Origin of the sequence: Paenibacillus sp. MABNR03, from assembly GCF_050455445.1 — a bacterium.
GTDB lineage: Bacteria > Bacillota > Bacilli > Paenibacillales > Paenibacillaceae > Paenibacillus > Paenibacillus xylanilyticus.
On the sequence record NZ_JBCIYR010000005.1, the window covers coordinates 24,430 to 41,965 of the forward strand.

The following is a 17,536-nucleotide window of genomic DNA, read 5'->3' on the forward strand; positions in this document are numbered from 1 at the left end:
TCATCGTGTATTGGAACCTTTCCGGCGCGCCCGGCGCCTTGACTTGGCAGACGTACGCTTGCGAGCCGTTGGTTTCGCCCTGTACAGATGCTTTCTCTTTTTATGAGTTGCCTTCCGGATTCGCTTTTTTGCTCTTGTTTTCCGTTTGCCAATCCGGCTGGCGGTATGCTTTTGAACCACATCAGCGGGTACAGGATCGCCGATGGCAAGCGGCGGAAGTGGGGAGATGGGTAATGCCTGAATCACGGACAGGGGGAACAAAAGTGCTCTGACTGCCCCTGGATTCAATGCAAGTACGGTACGTAATCCCCCTTCTCCCCAGGTGTACACCGGGCCATTCGGTGCCTGAATGTAGGGGAACCAACCGGGGAACCGCAGTAACCACTGTGTCACCATCGTATGCATGCCGGACCTGTAGGTTTCGATTCCATACAATCGTTCCGCTTCTGCCCGCCCCCGCCAGGCGATATCGGACGCCAGCTCCGAGTCGTTCAGCAATGTTGTCGCCAAGGCGGCAAGTGCATTGCTGTCCCCCGGTGGAGCAAGAAATCCGCCACTGCCTACCGTTTCAAGCAATTCCGACAACCCACCCTGGGCAAAGGCAATAACCGGTTTGGCAAAATAAATGCCTTCCAGCGCGGTCATGCCAAAGCCTTCTTTCACCATGCTCGGAATAACCACCATATCCATTGCCGTATACGCAAGAGATACATTTTCTTCAAAAGTCGTAAAGGTGAATCTGCGGGAATATCCTGACTTTTTCACTCGTGCCACGCATTCGTCATAATACTTTTTATCTGCTGGCGCACCAATGATCCAAAACCTGGCTCGTGAATGGGTTTCACACAGCTGCAGAGCCATGTCAACAAAAGGCTTGAGCCCCTTGGCATCATATATAAAAGAAGAGATATAGCCGATACAGACATGCGAGGACCTGAAGCCGAGCTCCTTGCGCTTGCGTTCACGCAAATGCAACCAGCGGTCCGGGGCAGGCAGTGACGGATCCCAGGTTGGAGGGAGAACCGTCAGCTTCCCGGTCATGCCCGCATGTTTGAAAGGTGCAACAGCGGTTTCGGATATGCCGATAATCCAGTCCGAATACCGGTTTATCATCTGTACAGCCTCGTCGGTATGATCATTGATTTGGATAATCTCCGTAATCTTCCAGATCACCGGAATCTGCAGGTCTTTGGCTGCTACAGCAGGCATTACATTCACACAGGTATTGGTTAATACCAGCGCAGGCGAGGTTTCCCTGATCAGGGAAACCACATCCTGGTAAGCCGGTGTGTGGCGAAGCAGTTCCGCATCATTTGCAATGCCCTGGTAGGGTGTGTACACACCGTGAAGCATCGGCAGAGAGCAGATTTTGACCTGTATGCCGAATCTCCGCGCAAGTCCGGCCAGTTTGCCTTCCTGCGGGGCAACAAGCACGCAGTCGAAGATTGAGCCCATTTCCCTCATAAAATGGAGCAAAAGTTTCTCCGCTCCCGTTATACTCCGGGTATTGCACACATGGGAAAACAACATCAGTTTCGGTTTAGTCGCCATGGCTGCACGGACCACTGCATGAACATTATGCAGGGCTCTGTGCACACCTCCTCCCGACCGGAAATTAAGGGAATATAATCGTCAGCATTTCGTTAATTCTTCTGCCATACGTGTGATCCTTGAGCGTCCGTTCCAGTCCGCGAAGGGCTATTTCACGGCGCTCCTTCTCGTGGCTAAGGTAATATTCAACTTTATCGAGCAGCTCTTGGGGAGAGGAATATGTTTCGATCTCCACACCCGGCTTATAGAACCGCGCCAGGTCATCACGCGCATCGGTCAGCTGTAATGTTGCGGAAGCCGAGATTTCAAATGTTCTTGGATTCGGGGAAGCTGGTGGTATTTTGAGATGGTTGTTATTGACGGAATCGTCTTCGTGGGAACGGTGCAGGTTAATGACAATTTTGGTGCCGTTATATACATCATTGGTTTCCTGCGGACTCATCCAGCGTCCATGTTCAATCTTCTCGCCATAGGCTTCATAGTCTGGCAGACGGTCCCACCAGATGCCATTAAACACGGTATTGTGTGACATGATCTGAGCCATGATTGGGTTGAAAAAGTACACCCGGTTCCAGTAGGCCGATCCGATAAAACTGACGTCCCGGTGCAGCGGGGAAGGAGTCGTAATGGGAAAGTAGTGATTGGTGAACGCTGCAAACGGCAGGTAGTGGACGGATGCACAGCCACTCTGACGGTACAGTTCGACACAATTCAGCTCAAGTGTGAAGATATGGTCAAAATGATGAACACGCTCCATCGTCATATCCGTGTAGTACGGATCGTCCGTCAGCCAGATTGCGGTCGGAATGCCTGCCTGGCGAATCGCATCAATATGCTCAAGCGGAATATCCATGCCATCCAGTACCAGAACCAGATCGGGCCGATTTTGCAGCGCAATTTCAGAAACCGGCTGCCGTGGATCGGACAATGTTACCTGAGCGACCATGCCCTGCAGGGTGGCCATAATCGCTTCATCCAGCGGGGAATAAGGAAATCCTTTACCCGAAGAGACGTACAGGACGTGGAGCTGCCGGAAAGGCAAAGGTTCCTGTGCACAATTGACAATATAGTTGGCACGCCCGCGCAGATATCCTTCTTCCTTGCCTGCATCATAACCGGCATGCTGCCCGTTTTTGCGGGCCTGATCAGCCAGGCTGAGTACTGGCGCATGAAAATTCCTCTTTTTACGGTGTTTGATAGACATACCGCCACTCCTCTTGTTTATGATAAAGTTCGCTGTATTACGGGTTGGCTCTATACATGTTCCAGCAGCTGGGCGATCCGGCGGGTAAACGTATGCTGGTTCAGCGTAGTCAGCAGCCCCCGCCAGGCCATGGCTTGCCGTTCTTCCTCGTGCTGCAGGTAATATTTGATTTTGCGCTCCAGTTCGGCTGCTGTCGTAAACGTCTCAATGTCATAACCCGGCCGGTAAAAGCGGGGCAAGTCATCACGCGCATCTGTAATTTGCATGGTGCCACAAGCACTGATCTCATACGTTCTTGGATTAATGGACCGACCTTCCAGGTGATGTGTATTGCGATTGTCCTCACCATTCTCGCAGGTCCGATGAATATTAATGACAATCTTGGCGCCATTGTAATAATCAACGGTCGTACTTGGATCAATCCATCCCTCATGGATAAACGGACCGAGTACATCCGACCGTGTCAGCCGCTGCCACTGGCCGCCGGCAATGAATACTTTTTTGTTCGCCAGAAAGGGGGCCAGCTCATCGAACAAGGCGATCCGGTTCCAGAAGCCCGTGCCGATAAAACAAATATCATACTGATGCTGCGGAGCAATGCGGCGTGGCTGAAACATGCCAGGATTCACGGCGAGCGGCATATAGATGACCCTGCTCGCACCATTCCCCTCATAAAACGGCACCGCCGCTTCTTCATGAGTGAATACCAGATCATAATGCTTGCAAATGGTCGCTGTATCTTCGGTAAAATACGGATCATCCACAAACCATACCGCTGTCCGAATACCGAGTGCCCGTATCCCGTTCACCTGCTCCAGGTGATCTGCAGGAAAAACATGCAATCCATTCATGACCAGCACGATATCCGGTCTGTGCTGGCTCGCATCCTGCAGCATGGTTGCCGGCGATCCAACAACACATTCGCGTACAGATTGCTGCAATGCTATGATGACACCTTCATCGATGGCATCAAACCCTTGCGGAATGTACAATACTTTCATATCCCGCAGGGTCGGCTCAAACATCTGCACTCGCTCCATCATGGCCTGACAGCCGCCGAATCTGCGGCCTTCAGCATATCCACTGTGGTAGGCTATCTTTGCTTCCGAGAGCGGTCGGTGTCGTTTTTTTGCCACATCCTTCACCCTGTCTTCCTTTCAGGAGATTCCATTCAGATTCTCCCCGAGATTGGTCTTCCCTCTAAAGGATATGCCCCGGGGTCAGATGCATCATGGACGGGTGTCCTGCAAGGCGCAAAATTGGCGTCTGCCCTCCACATCGGCCTGCACGGGCATGTCCGCTTCTGCGGCCAAACAAATAACCCGGAGGGAAGTGTCCCCCCGGGCGTCCTATGTTCGCATCCGCATCTATTGGTTTACCGAGATGCAGTTCTATCCGGTTACTGTGCCTTGTACGCCAGCTGATGTCCGTCCTCGAATCCCTTGGCGAAACCCGCGTTGAATCCCTCGTTGTACGCCTCGTTGTACCCCTGACTGTACGCGTTGTCCGGGTTCGGATCGGTAGGGGTAGCCGGGACGACTGGTTGTACGGGCTTCGGACTCCGGTGCCGTCGTACCGTACGTTTCTTTTTTTTGAGCCACGCACTACGTCCTTTAAGCGTGCGTTTGTGCAGGACACGTTTGCCCTTAAGGGCACGCAGCTTTCTGATTTTGCGCAGACGTGCACCACGGGCAAGCAAAGCTCTTTTGGTTCTAAGCCGCAATTTCTTCTTTCTTAACATATCAACATTCCTCCTGTATGTCCCGAACGATACGTATCGCATATTCGGGGTCTTTGAGCCACGGCAAGCCAGGCTCCCCATGCTGGATTCGCGCCAGCCTGATACCCGTAACCATACGGGACATTTCTTCCTGATACCGACTCAGCAGACGAATGTTCTCGGCCAGATTGCGGGCAGATACTTCCGAATGAGCGGTTACACTGGCTACACTGTCCAGAATACGAGCCAGTGCCTGCTGGCTGTGTGCAATGGACTCAATAAGGGCCAGTTTAACTTCCTGCTCACGCTGCAGCAGACTCATTTTCCCAAATCTCCAAGATCCATGCCGCCAAACATGTCTCCGTCCATCCCGCCTTCTTCAGCACGGTTATCTACCATCACAGCTTTCAAATTGTTGCAGAGTCCTGTTTCCATCCGGGTTAACCCTTCCAGCATTTCGACCAGCTGGTCATGCATTTTCAGCGGCTCTGACACCTGATCACCATGGGTTAGAAATGCTTCACCGTTCAGATGATTCAGCGCCCAATTCCGGACTTTCTCGGCCTCAACCGCTTTGGCCTCCAAAATCAGTGCAATGTTCCACTGCATTTTGGCTGCAGCATCCAGCATCAGAATGAGACTTTGTTCTCTGCTCATGTTCTCTCACCCGCCTTCCGGGCTTATTCTTCCTCTTGTCCTGCCATCTCCCGCATGACCTGAGTCAGCGTTTCGGCAACAGCTTCTTCCAGATCTGCAAGTCCCCCCAAGTAGGAGATGATGCTTTTGTTGATTTGTCCAGAGCTATCGAGCAGACCGTCAACGCCATCCAGCTCCGGTTCGATATCCGGCAAATGATTAATAATGTCAGACATCCGCACAGCGATCTGGCGTTTGGCATCCAATACTCGTGCGAGCTGCTGGTGTGAGTGTGCAATATGTGTGAGTATTTCATCAACTTTGCTCTGCATGGTCCTCCTCCTTACCGTCACGGCCTGCTTCACCCATAGAAAAACCCGGCCTATCAGCATTTGCCTGCTACAGCATATGCCGGGCCGGGATCGTCAGTTACTCCAGCTTGCGCCTATATCGTCAAATGACATAACTCCAGTCGGAGGAGTATCGACTCAGGAATTGGCGCGTTCGTTCCTGCTTGGGCCTTAAAAATATCTCCTCCGGTGTACCCTGCTCAACCACATGGCCCCCTTCCATGAACACAACCCGATTCGCCACTTCACGTGCAAAACCCATTTCATGGGTAACGACGATCATGGTAATCCCCTCCTGGGCGATCGAGCGTATGACTGACAGTACCTCACCGACCAGCTCCGGATCCAGTGCAGAGGTCGGTTCATCAAACAGAATGACTTCGGGATTCAGAGCCAGCGCACGAGCAATCCCGACACGCTGCTGCTGTCCGCCAGACAGCATACTGGGATACTCATTGATTTTTTCTGAAAGTCCTACTTGTTCAAGCACACGCAGAGCACGTGCACGCGCGTCCGTTTTGGACATCTTCTGCGCTATGATCAGTCCTTCCGTGACGTTATCCAAAACCGTTTTGTGTTTGAACAGATTATAATGCTGGAAAACCATGGCTGTTTTCCGTCTGATCTGCACAATATCGTGTTTGCGCGCATGTTTGCAGTCCACGCCGACACCGTTGATCTGTACTTTGCCTTCATCCGCACGCTCCAGAAAGTTTACGCAGCGCAGCAATGTCGTTTTGCCAGATCCGCTGGGGCCAAGAATGGCGACGACATCCCCCTGCTCCACAGTCAGATCAATGCCCTTCAATACTTCCTGCTTGCCAAATGATTTGTGGATATTGCTCAATGTAATCATGAAACCCCTCCTTTGCTATAGATGGCAACCCGGCGTTCCAGCAGAGCTGTGATCCGTTCCGCGATGACGGTCAGCCCCCAATAAATGACTGCTGCTGCAATGAAGGCCTCCAGAAATTTCAGACTGACGGATGCAACGACATCTGCCTTGCCGAGAATGTCCATCTGAGAAACCGTGAAGGCGAGGGTTGATCCATGCAGAAACCCGACAAACATGCTGCACAGATTGGGCAGTACAGCACCGATGGCCTGAGGGAGAATGATGCGCCGCAACGCCTGTGAAGTGCTCATGCCAACAGCGTGTGCAGCCTCCATCTGTCCACGATCCACAGCGAGGATACCCGAACGGATAATCTCGGACATATATGCTCCAGCCGTCAACGAGAAGGCAATTAACACAAACACCAGAATGGGGATGGAGGCGGATTGAAAGGCCCACCCGTACCGGGCAGCCAGTTTGTCAATAATCATCGGTATGCCGTAATAGATCAGAAACAAATGCATTAGCATCGGTGTACCCCGCAGAAAGGACACGTAGAAGGCTGCCACAGGATGAATCCAGCGAACCTGGTAGATTCGAATCAGCGCAGTGGCAAGACCGATTCCAAAACCTGCAATCAACGGGACAATCGTAATGACCAGCGTCAGCGGCAGTGCCTTCAGAATTTGAAAAAAAGATGTATAGATAAACTGGAGATCAATGGACATATGCTCACCCCGCTATTCGTTTCAGGCGTTTAGCCCTGACCGCTGGCTTGTGTACCGTTCTCTTGCGTTCATGACGCTGCAGTCTGTGCTCAGCAAGAGCAAATCCTTTTTCAAGTACAATGACAATGACATAATAAACAACCGACAAGCTGATATATACCTCAAGCGCATGTGACGTAGCCGAGATCAGCGTTTGCCCCCTGCCCACCATATCCATGACACCGATGGAAAAAGCGAGTGATGTGTCCTTGAGCGAACCGATCAGCGTATTCGCCATATTGGGAAAAGCCACGATGAGTGCCTGAGGGACAACGATCCGCCGGAAAGACTGGAACGTGGTCATGCCCGCTGCATAAGCAGCTTCGGTCTGGCCCTTATCGACACTGCGAACCGCTCCCCGAAATATCTCTGCAAAGGAGGCAGCATCACTCAGTGCATAGGTCACGATGACAAACAGCAGCGGGTCGGTTCTGGACAGATCAATGCCCACTGGCTTGAGCAATTCGGGTAGACCGTAATAGACCAGAAACAGCTTGATGAGAATCGGTGTGCCACGCATGAAAGATACATACAGGGTAGCGAGCTGACTCAGTACCGGAATCCGGTAGAGCCTGGGAACCGCCAGCAGCACACCACCCACCAGTCCAAGCACAATGGACCCGCCCAGTACAATCAGTGTTATATGCAAATACCGTAGCAGTTCCGGGATGAAGTCCAGAACCAAGGATAGATCAAATGATTTTCCCATTACCGCTTGCACACCTTTCTCCTAGCTACTCTTCAACCGTATAATCCGCTCCAAGCCACTCAGTACTCAGTTTGCTTAATGTCCCGTCTTCCTTGATGGATTTGAGGGCTTCATCCACTTTGGTTTTGAGATCCTGCTCGTCTTTGTTGAGGATGAAGTACACTTTCGAGTTGGAAAGGGCCTCCCCTACCGTTTTTAACTGGGCATCAACTACCTTGTTCTGATAATCGATCGCAAATTGTGTACTGATGGTGGCATCCACCCGGCCGGTTTTGATCTGGGTATTCGTATCTTCCCCTGCTCCGGAATAGACAATTTCAATCTCGCCTCCATTCGCTGCATTCCATTTCTCAGCGAGTACAGCCGCATTGCTCGTAGCACCCACAATCAGTTTTTTACCTTTAAGATCTTCGATGGAATTCACATCCTTGTTCTTCTCACTCACGACCACTTTATTGGGGAAAATGTTATAGGCTTCATCATTAAACAGAAACTTGGCCTGTCTCTCTTCATTGACTTCCATCTGGTGAGCGATCAGATCAATTTTTTTCGTCTCCAGACTTAACAGCAGGTTTTTGAACTCCATTGTACTGAATTCAAACTCATACTCGGGCAGCCGTTTATCAATCTCGCGAATCAATTCAACATCGTATCCTGTCAACTTGCCATTCTCATCAATGAAGCAAACATTCGGAAACTGCGTACCTGTACCCACGATAATTTTCTTTACTTTATCTTGACCGGATGCAGATGTGGTATCTGCTTCATTTGAAGCGCTGCCTGTGCTGCATCCTGCCAGCACCGCCAACATGGTCACGAACAGCAAAGCTGTCCGGAATGGATGAATCCCCCGTTTTTTAGCCATTCCCGATCTCCTCCACAGGCTGTTACAGCCGATATGATGTGTACTCCCATGCCTCCGAATTTTAACTAACCATTCATACTTGTATAGTCGGAATTAGGTTGAACACAGAATATCACCGCGAGTCATCCTGAGGCAATATGAAGCCTAATAGGACATCCTGATATCCTTATAGAACTTCTCTATGCTGAAACTTTCTCCACAACCCATTCCATCAAAAAAAGCCTCTCCCAACCGGTCTGGCGGAGAAAAGGCTTTTCCCATTCATGATGTTTATCTATCTGCGACTGGCCCATTTGATTTTACGTGCGACTTCCAGCCGCTGGGATTGCAGAAGGCCAATTCGTTTTTCAAATTTGTCGCGTTCATCTTGGGTGTGTGCTGCATGCAGCTGGTTGCACAGCCCTGTCAATTTGCTGTTGATATAATCCAGCCGTGTCCACAATTCCTCTTCTGGTGATCGCTGCTGCTCCGCCATCGGCTGAAATATCTTGAGCTGGTGGATAAGGGACTGCTGCCATTCCTGATCCTGAATTTGGATGGCAAAATGCAAAAGATCCAGATAATCGTCGATTTGCAACGATACGCCGCAATCAGGTTTAGTATTCATTGTCGTCTCTCTCCTTATTTCAGTGCTTGGCTGGAATCAGTTACTTCTATTTTACAGGAAAAGGGCTGCTTTAGGCGAGGGTTGAAAGTACGAAATTTGGGAATTTTTTCGGTTTTTTTGTGCATCGGAGTTTTCAATTCACATATAGACAGATTGAATTGGCGTTATATATTCCTGGAAGCCTTATTATGATAAAATGACTCCACAAATCTAAGATATTCCACTCGAAATAACTGGCTGTTATAACATAAAACCCGCCTTAAGGAACATCCTTTGGGCGGGTTTTAGCATTCCATTTCTCAATATCAGCCTTGCATCCGTTCAGGCCTTATCATGGTGTGGCTGTCTCGTTAGAAGCAGCATAATAAATGAGATGATAATAATCGAAACCGTCCATGCCCACGCCATGGTCTGATTGCCCGAATCCACTGCAACATAGATTGCCGTAGGTATGGTTTGGGTCTTACCAGGAATATTTCCTGCGATCATTAGCGTGGCTCCGAATTCCCCAAGTGCACGAGCGAACCCCAATATGAAAGCAGTCATTAACGCACGTCCGGCAAGCGGCAGCGAAATGTAGCGAAACACCTGCCACTCATTCGCCCCCATCGATCGGCCCGCATCCTCCAGGTCCCCATCAATACCGCTGAAACCGGATTTCATGGTCTGATATACCAACGGGAAAGCAACAACCACCGAAGCAATCACTGCAGCCCACCAGGAGAAGATGACCGGCGCCGAGAAAATGGCTTCAATCCATTGTCCCAGCACACTTTTGCGCCCCAGCAAAACGAGTAACAGAAACCCGACTACCGTGGGCGGAAGTACGAGCGGCAGCATAAACGCGGTTTCCAGAACAACTTTGCCCCGAAATGAGCGGCGTGACATCTTCCAGGCCACAGCGATGCCGAGTACGGCTGCAACTACGCTGGACAACAAAGCTACCTGAAGGGAAAGGCGCACAGGTGACCAGAATGCCGTCCAGTCGATCTCATTCACATTCATTCCGGAACAGAGAATCCGTATTTCGCAAATACATCCAGCACTTCAGTCGTTTGCAAATACGTATAAAATTGTTCTGCTTCTGTCCGGTGTTTCGTTCCTTCAATAATGCCTACCGGATAATTAGCCGGTGTATAACTGTTCTTGTCCACTTCAAACGCAATGTTCACCTGATCCGAAGTCATTGCATCCGTTTTGTACACAAATCCGGCATCTGCATTACCCGTCTCTACATACTGCAGAACCTGTCTGACATCCTTGCCCTGCACCAGCTTGCTTTCGAGCTGATCCCACAAGCTCGCATTCGTCAGTGCTTCCTTCGCGTATGTCCCTGCGGGAACACTTTCCGGAATCCCGATAGCTACGGTTTTGATCGAATCGGCCGTCAAATCCTTCTCGTTGGTTACTGCATTTTTACGATCTGCCGGAACAATCGCGACAAGTGAGTTTTGCAGCAAATTCTTCTGGTCAGCAGGTGCAATCAGGTTCTCGTCCACCAGAGCATTCATATTTTTCGTTGCCGCTGATACAAAAATATCGGCAGGTGCCCCCTGTTCAATCTGCTGTTGCAAAGCTCCCGATGCCCCGAAATTAAAGTTGAGTTCAATATAAGGATGGGCCAGCTCATAGTTGGTCTCGATTTCTTTCATCGCGTCGGTCAGACTGGCTGCCGCTGAGATTGTTAACTCTACCGTTTCCTGCGGCTCGGTATTCTCTCCCGAAGAACCCTCTCCTGATGTCACTGGTGCCGAGGACACCGGCTTAACTGCCGTAGATGAATCCGCGCTATCCGTGCCAGCACCACACCCCGCTAATACAAGTGCCAGTCCGAGGGACATGCTTCCCAGTATGTATCCTATCCTTTTTCTCATTTCTTCTCCTCCAGATCCCTCAACACGTTATGTTTGGTTATAACTAGTTATAATTAATTATATTTCATTATACATAAGATCAATCAAATAGGAAGGTCTAGTTTATACTGTCCTGCAGTTAATGGTATAGTACAAGAGACTACACCATCCTATTTAACAAATGATGAATGATGTTGATGAACGAAAACATATATGCTTATGCTTTTTCCATCCTGAAGGAGGATCTTCACATATGACAGAGGAGCAATCCTATACCACTGAAGAAATATCCAAGCTGCTCAAAATTTCCAAACTGACCGTGTATGATCTGATCAAAAAGGGAGACCTCGTCGCTTACCGTGTCGGCAAACAAATGAGAATTGATGCGACCGATCTGGAAGCGTACAAACGGCGTTCCAAGCAGCTGCAATCCCCAGGGGGCCAACGACCCGCTTTAAGCCATCCCTCAGGAGCCGTATCGGTAGCCGAAACCCGCGAATCCGGTAATGCTGCAGCTGCACATTTATCTGACAATTCTGCTCCTTTATCCAGACCGACATCCGAAGCTTCCCACGTTGTACCCGGGGATTCTCCAATAGCCCATGCGGCTCGCCATGTGGTCATTACCGGTCAGGATGTGAGTCTGGATATTCTGATGCGCCATATGGAGAAGCAAACACGGGACATTCGTCCACTGCGTTCTTTCATGGGAAGCCTGGACGGACTGATCTCGATGTACCGCGGTGAGTCCGATCTGGTCAGCACTCATCTGCTCGATGGTGACACGGGCGAATATAATCTGCCCTACATCCGCAAAATTCTGATTGGCTGGTCGTATGTCGTCGTGAACCTGCTGTCAAGGCCGGCCGGGCTGTATGTAGGGCGCGGCAACCCACGTGGCTTACAAGGCTGGGCAGACCTGAATCAGCCTGATCTCCGCTTGGCTAACCGCGAGAAAGGTTCCGGAGCTCGTGTATTGCTTGATGAGCAGCTTCGCCTGCATGGCATCCCTTCTTCCCGTCTTGTCGGGTATAACATGGAGGAGACCAGTCATATGGGTGTGGCCGCCAAGGTCAGTTCCGGTGAGGCTGATGTGGGAATTGGCATTGAAAAGGCTGCTCGTCTGGTCGGCCAGGTTGATTTCATTCCACTGACTCAGGAACGCTATGATCTGGTTATGTTGAAAAAGCCGGGTAATGAAGCGTGGACTGACTCGGTACTGCGCATCCTCCAATCTCCGGAATTCAGGCAGGAGCTGCAAGCGTTCGAAGGTTATGATGTATCCCGTACAGGCCAAATTTTGTATGAAATATAATGTGACTCAACCTAATACGTTTGCCAAAAAACACACTTATGCTTCCAATACCTCAACATGCACGACTGGTTAGGTAAACAAAAGCAGCTGATCACGTGATCAGCTGCTTTCTTAATTTGATTTAGCTATCGTTTCCCGCTAGCTTAATGGATCACATTAGTGGCCTTTATGCTACCTACCACTTAATCCATTAAACTCATTTTATTTCATTATGTTCGGAATTAATTCAGAGCCTTTTTCAATTTATCAGCAACAGCTTGGGTATTGGATTGAATAGCAGCAGTTGCTTTGTCTAATGTTTTCTTCCCGTTTACTACCTGTGTCAGTTCTTTAAGTAGAATCGAACGAAATCTTAATTCAAAATTTGGTGACTTGTTCATGAGAGCATAATTTGTTATCGATGAATCCAGATTAGGTTTTAATTTATAGAACGCATCCAATTTGTAACCAGAGTACTCCTTAACCATGCGAGATAGAGGAGCACCGATACTATTATTCGAGTTATTGGGCTTATAGTATTCGGTAGCATAGTCATCTCCATTAAAATATTTGATGAAATCCCAAGCGGCATCAACATGAGCTGCGTCTGCTGGAATTGCGAATATCTCATTAATGAAAAAGTTCCCTGTTGACTCTCGATCCTTAGCCGCAGGGCCGGCAGCAATACCAAGCGTGAAAGGTTTATAATTCTTCACACCACTTTTTGCTGCTTGTAAGGACTGCAGCTGACTAATCGAGGCTACTTTCATAGCAGATCGTCCCATAATGAACGAGCTACTTTCCAAGTAACTTTTGCCCGACAGACTGATCCATTCGTCAAGTACCCCGGACTTCGTTGCCTCGCTCGCCAGACGATAGGCTTTTTTCCACGCAGTTGTATTCGCAGTAGCCTTTAGCGTATTTGGATCCATGTACGTTAACCCTTCTGTTCTGGCGATATCCATGACCAAATTGCTGGATCCAAAGGAGCTCAGGCCCCAAATTCGGGAGTTCTTATCTCCTTTAGTAGGGAATTTCTTAGCAAGATTTAATATCTCTTCCCACGTCATTCCATCACTTGGTACTTTAACATTGTACTTTTTAAATAAATCAGCATTATACAGAAGGGCGTACGAATCCGTTTTTGGGCTTAAGCCATAAAGTTTGCCACCGCCCTGTTCCTTCAATTCATCAAGCAGGCCAGGATATAATGTTGTCGTGTCATACGCATCTCGCTTAATTAACGGTTCTAGATCGACCAACTTTTTATCTTTAGACAGTTGTTGGTAATGGTATGGGGGGAGCATAACCAGATCTGGTGAATACTTTTGGATAGCCCCGTTGTAATCCTTAATCGCTTCCATACCTGAAGGTGCAACGACTTCGATATTTGTATTCGGGTACTTCTTACTAAACAAATCTCCATACGTCATGTTGAAATCGTCTTCGTTCCAGTACAATACTTTTAAAGTTCGTTTCGCATCTGCCTCGCTGTCCGCATTTGCGGAAACCTGTTTACCTGGGCTAAGAACTGCTGAAATACCAATTAACATAACACTAAGACTAACAAGCATGGCCTTCTGTAATACATTGTGTTTCAAAAATAAAACCTCCACCCATTTGTTGTTCAAACGATTATTCGCTTGTGTTGAACTAAGTATAGAGGTCAAAGCTTATCATCTAACTACCGGACTTCTTATCATTTCCTTAAATAATGCTGACGTTATTCAATGCATAAGAAATATCGCTTATAATTATCGTGCTGCTCTTCAATGTAAGAAAGATACAAGAATTAAGGGAGGAACTATGGCAGAAAGCACGATTTTGATGGTGGATGATGAAGCGGAAATCATTCAATTAATGAGTATTTATTTCAATAACGAAGGCTACAAGCTCCTGCAAGCGTCTAATGGCCTGGAAGCGCTGAAGGTTCTGCAGTCCCAACCAATCGATTTAATTGTACTTGACCTAATGATGCCCAAGATGGACGGGCTGCAAGCATGTATGAAAATACGAGAAACGAATTCTATCCCCATCATCATGCTCTCGGCTAAAGGCCAAGATATCGATAAAATATCAGGCCTCAGTATCGGCGCCGACGACTACGTAACTAAGCCATTCAACCCACTCGAGCTGATCGCACGCATTAAGTCACAGCTTCGAAGGATGAACCAATTCAACGCCGTCGCGGCTAACGCAAACGAAATACATATCGAAAACGTTATCATTAATATTGCGTCCCATACGGTAAAGGTCGATCAGCAGGAAATCAAATTGACTCCCCGCCAGTTCGCACTTCTTCACATGCTGGCAGTTAATAGAGGGACGGTGCTGAGTATGGATCGCATCTACGAAGAGGTCTGGAATGAGCCCTTTATGGAGTCAAAAAATAGCGTCATGGTACATATCCGGAAGCTCCGCGAAAAGATAGAATCTAACCCGCGCGAACCGCGGATCATTAAAACCGTATGGGGGATTGGATACAAAATCGAAAGCGATTTAAAAGCAAGGAGTGAGTAGGATGCAACCACAGTGGCTGTATACGATTCGTTGGAGATTAATGCTGATCATTGTTGCAAGCCTGGGTTTAACAGCAGCAGCTATTTTTTTGGGGTATGTCATGGCGGGAGCGCTGCAAAAAATTGAATACGTGGCTGTCCCAATCAATTGGTTCATTGAGTACGCGGGATCCGTTCGTGTGATGATCATAACCGGTATCGTTCTGTTCCCCATCACTTTCTTCCTTGCCAGCCTCCGTTTGGTTCGGGATTTACGTGAAATCAACACAGGATTGCAGGAAATATCGGCAGGACGGTTCGGGCAGGTTGTCAGGGTTAGGGGCAAGGATGAGTTAAGCGTGATCGCGGAGAGTATGAATCAATTGAGCAGCGAATGGGATCATTATCTTGTGGAAATCACACGCGGTCTGGAGGAGATTGCGAGCGGGCAGTTCGAGCATCAAATCCCGGAAATTGCCGATCATCGACTGGGAGAGGTGGCGCTCAGCATCAACCAGATGAGCATGCAGTTGAAGCATTCGATCGCGGAGGAACGCAAGGCGGAAAAGACCAAAAACGATCTGATTACCGGAGTATCTCATGACCTTCGAACTCCTTTAACCTCGATTCTCGGTTTTCTCGAAGTCATCGAGAAGGATCGGTATCAGGATGAAGTGGAGATGCGTTATTACGTCAACATCGCATATGAGAAATCTTTGTCGCTTCGGCGATTAATCGACGAACTGTTTGAGTATACGCGTATTAACAACGGTATGCCTCTGGAACTGAGCGAGCTCGATATCGCCGGGTTAATCGGTCAGCTTGCCGAGGAATTCGTGCCGATCACGGAGAACGCAGGTATGGAAATCAGACTGAATATACAAGAAGGAGAATTCAAGACCCAAGCGGATGGAGGATTGCTGGTACGGGCGTATGAAAATATTATCGCGAATGCCATCCAGTACGGACGGACAGGCAAATATATCGATATTGATGTCGCGCAGGATGAAGACATGCTGATTGTGCGGATCCAAAATTATGGAGACCCCATTCCGGAACGGGATTTGCCTTTTATTTTCGACCGTTTTTACCGGGTAGAGAACTCCAGGTCGAAACAGACCGGGGGCACCGGTCTCGGTCTAGCCATCACGAAAAGTATTATCGAGGTACACGGAGGGGGTATCACTGCACACAGCAGCAAAAAGGCAACCTGGTTTGAGACACGGTTATCGATATTTGGACCCAATCAGATCCAAGTGGCGGTTACGGAAGAAGTCCATAACGAAATCAAGCGGATACCGACCGTGCTCCCGGAACAAGGCCTTGCACCGAAACAAAGGACGTCTCCTTGGCTTCGGCGCCTGTCTCACTCCAGGATAGCTGCTGTACCCATGATCTTGTTGCTCGTCTGCGCGGTAGTACTATTCAGCGTTAAGAATTCATTTACCTCCAATCTCGTGGTAAAGCTGCCTTCCATCTTCTCTGAAAATGACGATTCAGCGCTGATGCCAACAAGCGGGAATAACGAGATGACTTTAATCACCGGTAAAACAGACAAAGGTTATACACTGCTCATTCATAGATACATTTTCGACGGCCAGAGCCTAATTATCCAATACTCCATGAAACATTCTAGCCAGATATCGGAGTCGCAGTGGGCGAAACAATCGGTCAAGCCAACGTTTATGTTGGACCCTTCAACGATAAAGGCGGTTCCTGGCATCGCCACGGATCCAGGTGTAGTGCTGGCCAAAAACGGCACCCTCAATTTTCATTTTATCGAGACCTTGCCACCTCCAGACCAGTTCCTGTTGAAAATCAACGTAAACCAGTTAGTCCTGTCCAATGACCCGGCTCAGCAGGATCTGCTCAAAGGAGACTGGAGCTTCGAAATTCCTGTGAAGAAAAATTATGAACGAAAAGCCAACGGTCAAAGCGCGCCATTGCTGGATGATACGGTTTCTAAAGAATGACATTAAGCTATACTGCCCGATCGTATGATGAGATCAACCATTTCTTTTTGGTTGATCCTTTTTGCATTACTTCGAGGATTAGAGTAACAAAAAAGGCCAACCAGTTATCACTGGTTAACCTAAGAATACGAAAAGCCGCTGCATTAGCGACTTTATCGTCTACTGAATAATATTGACAAAATGAACGCTAGTCCGATTTCGTATCTTCATTTTCCGCATTTTTGAGCTGCTTTCTCTCGATATGGGCCTTCCCCCATTGATGTAAGGTTTCCAAAATCGGAGAAAGACTCATACCGTATTCCGTGATGGAGTACTCCACTTTCGGAGGGACTTGAGGATAAACGACCCGCTTGACGATCCCTTCCCCCTCCAACTCGCGCAGATGGAGCGTAAGCATCCTTTGCGTGATATCGGGCAGCAATCTTTTTAATTCATTGAACCTCAAAGGTTCACCTTGAAATAGATGGTAAAGAATCATCGGCTTCCATTTACCGACAATTGAATCCAGCGCCACAACGAATTGACATTGGGCAGGGTTCTTTTGCATGTGTTCTCCTCCGTTACAGTACCTTTTTTAATACTATACCACATGAGTGTGCGTACTTCACAAAAAGTATATATGCGATATGATTAATCCAGAAAGTGTATTTAATTCAATTACAGAAAGGAAGTTT

General features: G+C 48.6%; 19 protein-coding genes. 3 read left to right on the plus strand and 16 right to left on the minus strand.

The features are described from left to right. The 14 genes from AAIH57_RS23000 to modA form a co-directional block, all read right to left on the minus strand. The gene (locus AAIH57_RS23000; protein WP_430023133.1) at positions 1-1,596 is read right to left on the minus strand and encodes a glycosyltransferase family 4 protein; all 1,596 of its coding nucleotides are present in this window, start codon (positions 1,594-1,596) and stop codon (positions 1-3) included. A gap of 19 nt (positions 1,597-1,615) precedes the next feature. Beyond that, positions 1,616-2,755 carry a CgeB family protein gene (locus tag AAIH57_RS23005; RefSeq protein ID WP_430023134.1) on the minus strand — a complete coding sequence of 380 codons (1,140 nt, stop codon included), beginning with the start codon at positions 2,753-2,755 and terminating at the stop codon, positions 1,616-1,618. A gap of 50 nt (positions 2,756-2,805) precedes the next feature. Then, positions 2,806-3,900: a CgeB family protein gene (locus tag AAIH57_RS23010; protein WP_312884234.1), complete on the minus strand. Its 1,095-nt coding sequence runs from the start codon at positions 3,898-3,900 to the stop codon at positions 2,806-2,808. A gap of 254 nt (positions 3,901-4,154) precedes the next feature. Then, positions 4,155-4,496 (minus strand): hypothetical protein, encoded by a 342-nt coding sequence (locus AAIH57_RS23015; RefSeq protein ID WP_413036703.1) that lies wholly within the window; start codon positions 4,494-4,496, stop codon positions 4,155-4,157. Between the two features lies 1 nt (position 4,497). After that, complete coding sequence (locus AAIH57_RS23020) at positions 4,498-4,797, minus strand: hypothetical protein (RefSeq protein ID WP_430023135.1); 300 nt, start codon at positions 4,795-4,797, stop codon at positions 4,498-4,500. Continuing rightward, on the minus strand, positions 4,794-5,132 hold the full coding sequence (locus AAIH57_RS23025) for a restriction endonuclease subunit S (protein ID WP_175394976.1): 339 nt from the start codon (positions 5,130-5,132) through the stop codon (positions 4,794-4,796). The genes AAIH57_RS23020 and AAIH57_RS23025 overlap by 4 nt, the downstream gene beginning before the upstream one ends. Before the next feature lie 23 nt (positions 5,133-5,155). Continuing rightward, entirely contained in the window at positions 5,156-5,443 is a 288-nt protein-coding gene (locus tag AAIH57_RS23030; protein ID WP_175394977.1) for a nucleoside-diphosphate sugar epimerase, read from the minus strand. Between the two features lie 121 nt (positions 5,444-5,564). Then, entirely contained in the window at positions 5,565-6,317 is a 753-nt protein-coding gene (locus AAIH57_RS23035) for an amino acid ABC transporter ATP-binding protein (RefSeq protein WP_430023136.1), read from the minus strand. Beyond that, positions 6,314-7,024: an amino acid ABC transporter permease gene (locus tag AAIH57_RS23040; RefSeq protein WP_175394979.1), complete on the minus strand. Its 711-nt coding sequence runs from the start codon at positions 7,022-7,024 to the stop codon at positions 6,314-6,316. Before AAIH57_RS23040 ends, AAIH57_RS23035 begins: the two co-directional genes overlap by 4 nt. A 4-nt stretch (positions 7,025-7,028) precedes the next feature. Beyond that, a complete protein-coding gene (locus AAIH57_RS23045) occupies positions 7,029-7,772 on the minus strand; it encodes an amino acid ABC transporter permease (protein WP_175395065.1) in 744 nt (247 codons plus the stop codon). Positions 7,773-7,797: 25 nt separating this feature from the next. Then, positions 7,798-8,637: a transporter substrate-binding domain-containing protein gene (locus AAIH57_RS23050; protein ID WP_430023137.1), complete on the minus strand. Its 840-nt coding sequence runs from the start codon at positions 8,635-8,637 to the stop codon at positions 7,798-7,800. A gap of 274 nt (positions 8,638-8,911) precedes the next feature. Next, positions 8,912-9,244 (minus strand): hypothetical protein, encoded by a 333-nt coding sequence (locus tag AAIH57_RS23055; RefSeq protein ID WP_430023138.1) that lies wholly within the window; start codon positions 9,242-9,244, stop codon positions 8,912-8,914. Between the two features lie 321 nt (positions 9,245-9,565). Further along, positions 9,566-10,249 carry a molybdate ABC transporter permease subunit gene (gene modB / locus AAIH57_RS23060; RefSeq protein WP_430023139.1) on the minus strand — a complete coding sequence of 228 codons (684 nt, stop codon included), beginning with the start codon at positions 10,247-10,249 and terminating at the stop codon, positions 9,566-9,568. Beyond that, entirely contained in the window at positions 10,246-11,118 is an 873-nt protein-coding gene (gene modA / locus AAIH57_RS23065) for a molybdate ABC transporter substrate-binding protein (RefSeq protein WP_430023140.1), read from the minus strand. Before modA ends, modB begins: the two co-directional genes overlap by 4 nt. 232 nt (positions 11,119-11,350) lie before the next feature. Here modA and AAIH57_RS23070 point away from each other — a divergent pair, with 232 nt between their 5' ends. Continuing rightward, positions 11,351-12,412, plus strand: a complete 1,062-nt coding sequence (locus AAIH57_RS23070; protein ID WP_430023141.1) for a substrate-binding domain-containing protein — start codon at positions 11,351-11,353, stop codon at positions 12,410-12,412. A 221-nt stretch (positions 12,413-12,633) separates the two neighbouring features. Here the strand turns inward: AAIH57_RS23070 and AAIH57_RS23075 are convergent, their stop codons facing one another. Next, a complete protein-coding gene (locus AAIH57_RS23075) occupies positions 12,634-13,992 on the minus strand; it encodes an ABC transporter substrate-binding protein (protein WP_175394985.1) in 1,359 nt (452 codons plus the stop codon). 205 nt (positions 13,993-14,197) lie between these two features. Between AAIH57_RS23075 and AAIH57_RS23080 the strand changes: the two genes are divergently transcribed. Together AAIH57_RS23080 and AAIH57_RS23085 are read left to right on the plus strand one after the other, a co-directional pair. Then, positions 14,198-14,911: a response regulator transcription factor gene (locus AAIH57_RS23080; protein ID WP_430023142.1), complete on the plus strand. Its 714-nt coding sequence runs from the start codon at positions 14,198-14,200 to the stop codon at positions 14,909-14,911. A gap of 1 nt (position 14,912) precedes the next feature. Further along, on the plus strand, positions 14,913-16,862 hold the full coding sequence (locus tag AAIH57_RS23085; protein WP_430023143.1) for an ATP-binding protein: 1,950 nt from the start codon (positions 14,913-14,915) through the stop codon (positions 16,860-16,862). A gap of 187 nt (positions 16,863-17,049) precedes the next feature. On the opposite strand, the gene AAIH57_RS23090 is transcribed toward AAIH57_RS23085, so the two are convergent. Then, positions 17,050-17,409 carry a winged helix-turn-helix transcriptional regulator gene (locus tag AAIH57_RS23090; protein WP_175394988.1) on the minus strand — a complete coding sequence of 120 codons (360 nt, stop codon included), beginning with the start codon at positions 17,407-17,409 and terminating at the stop codon, positions 17,050-17,052. Positions 17,410-17,536: the final 127 nt, after the last annotated feature.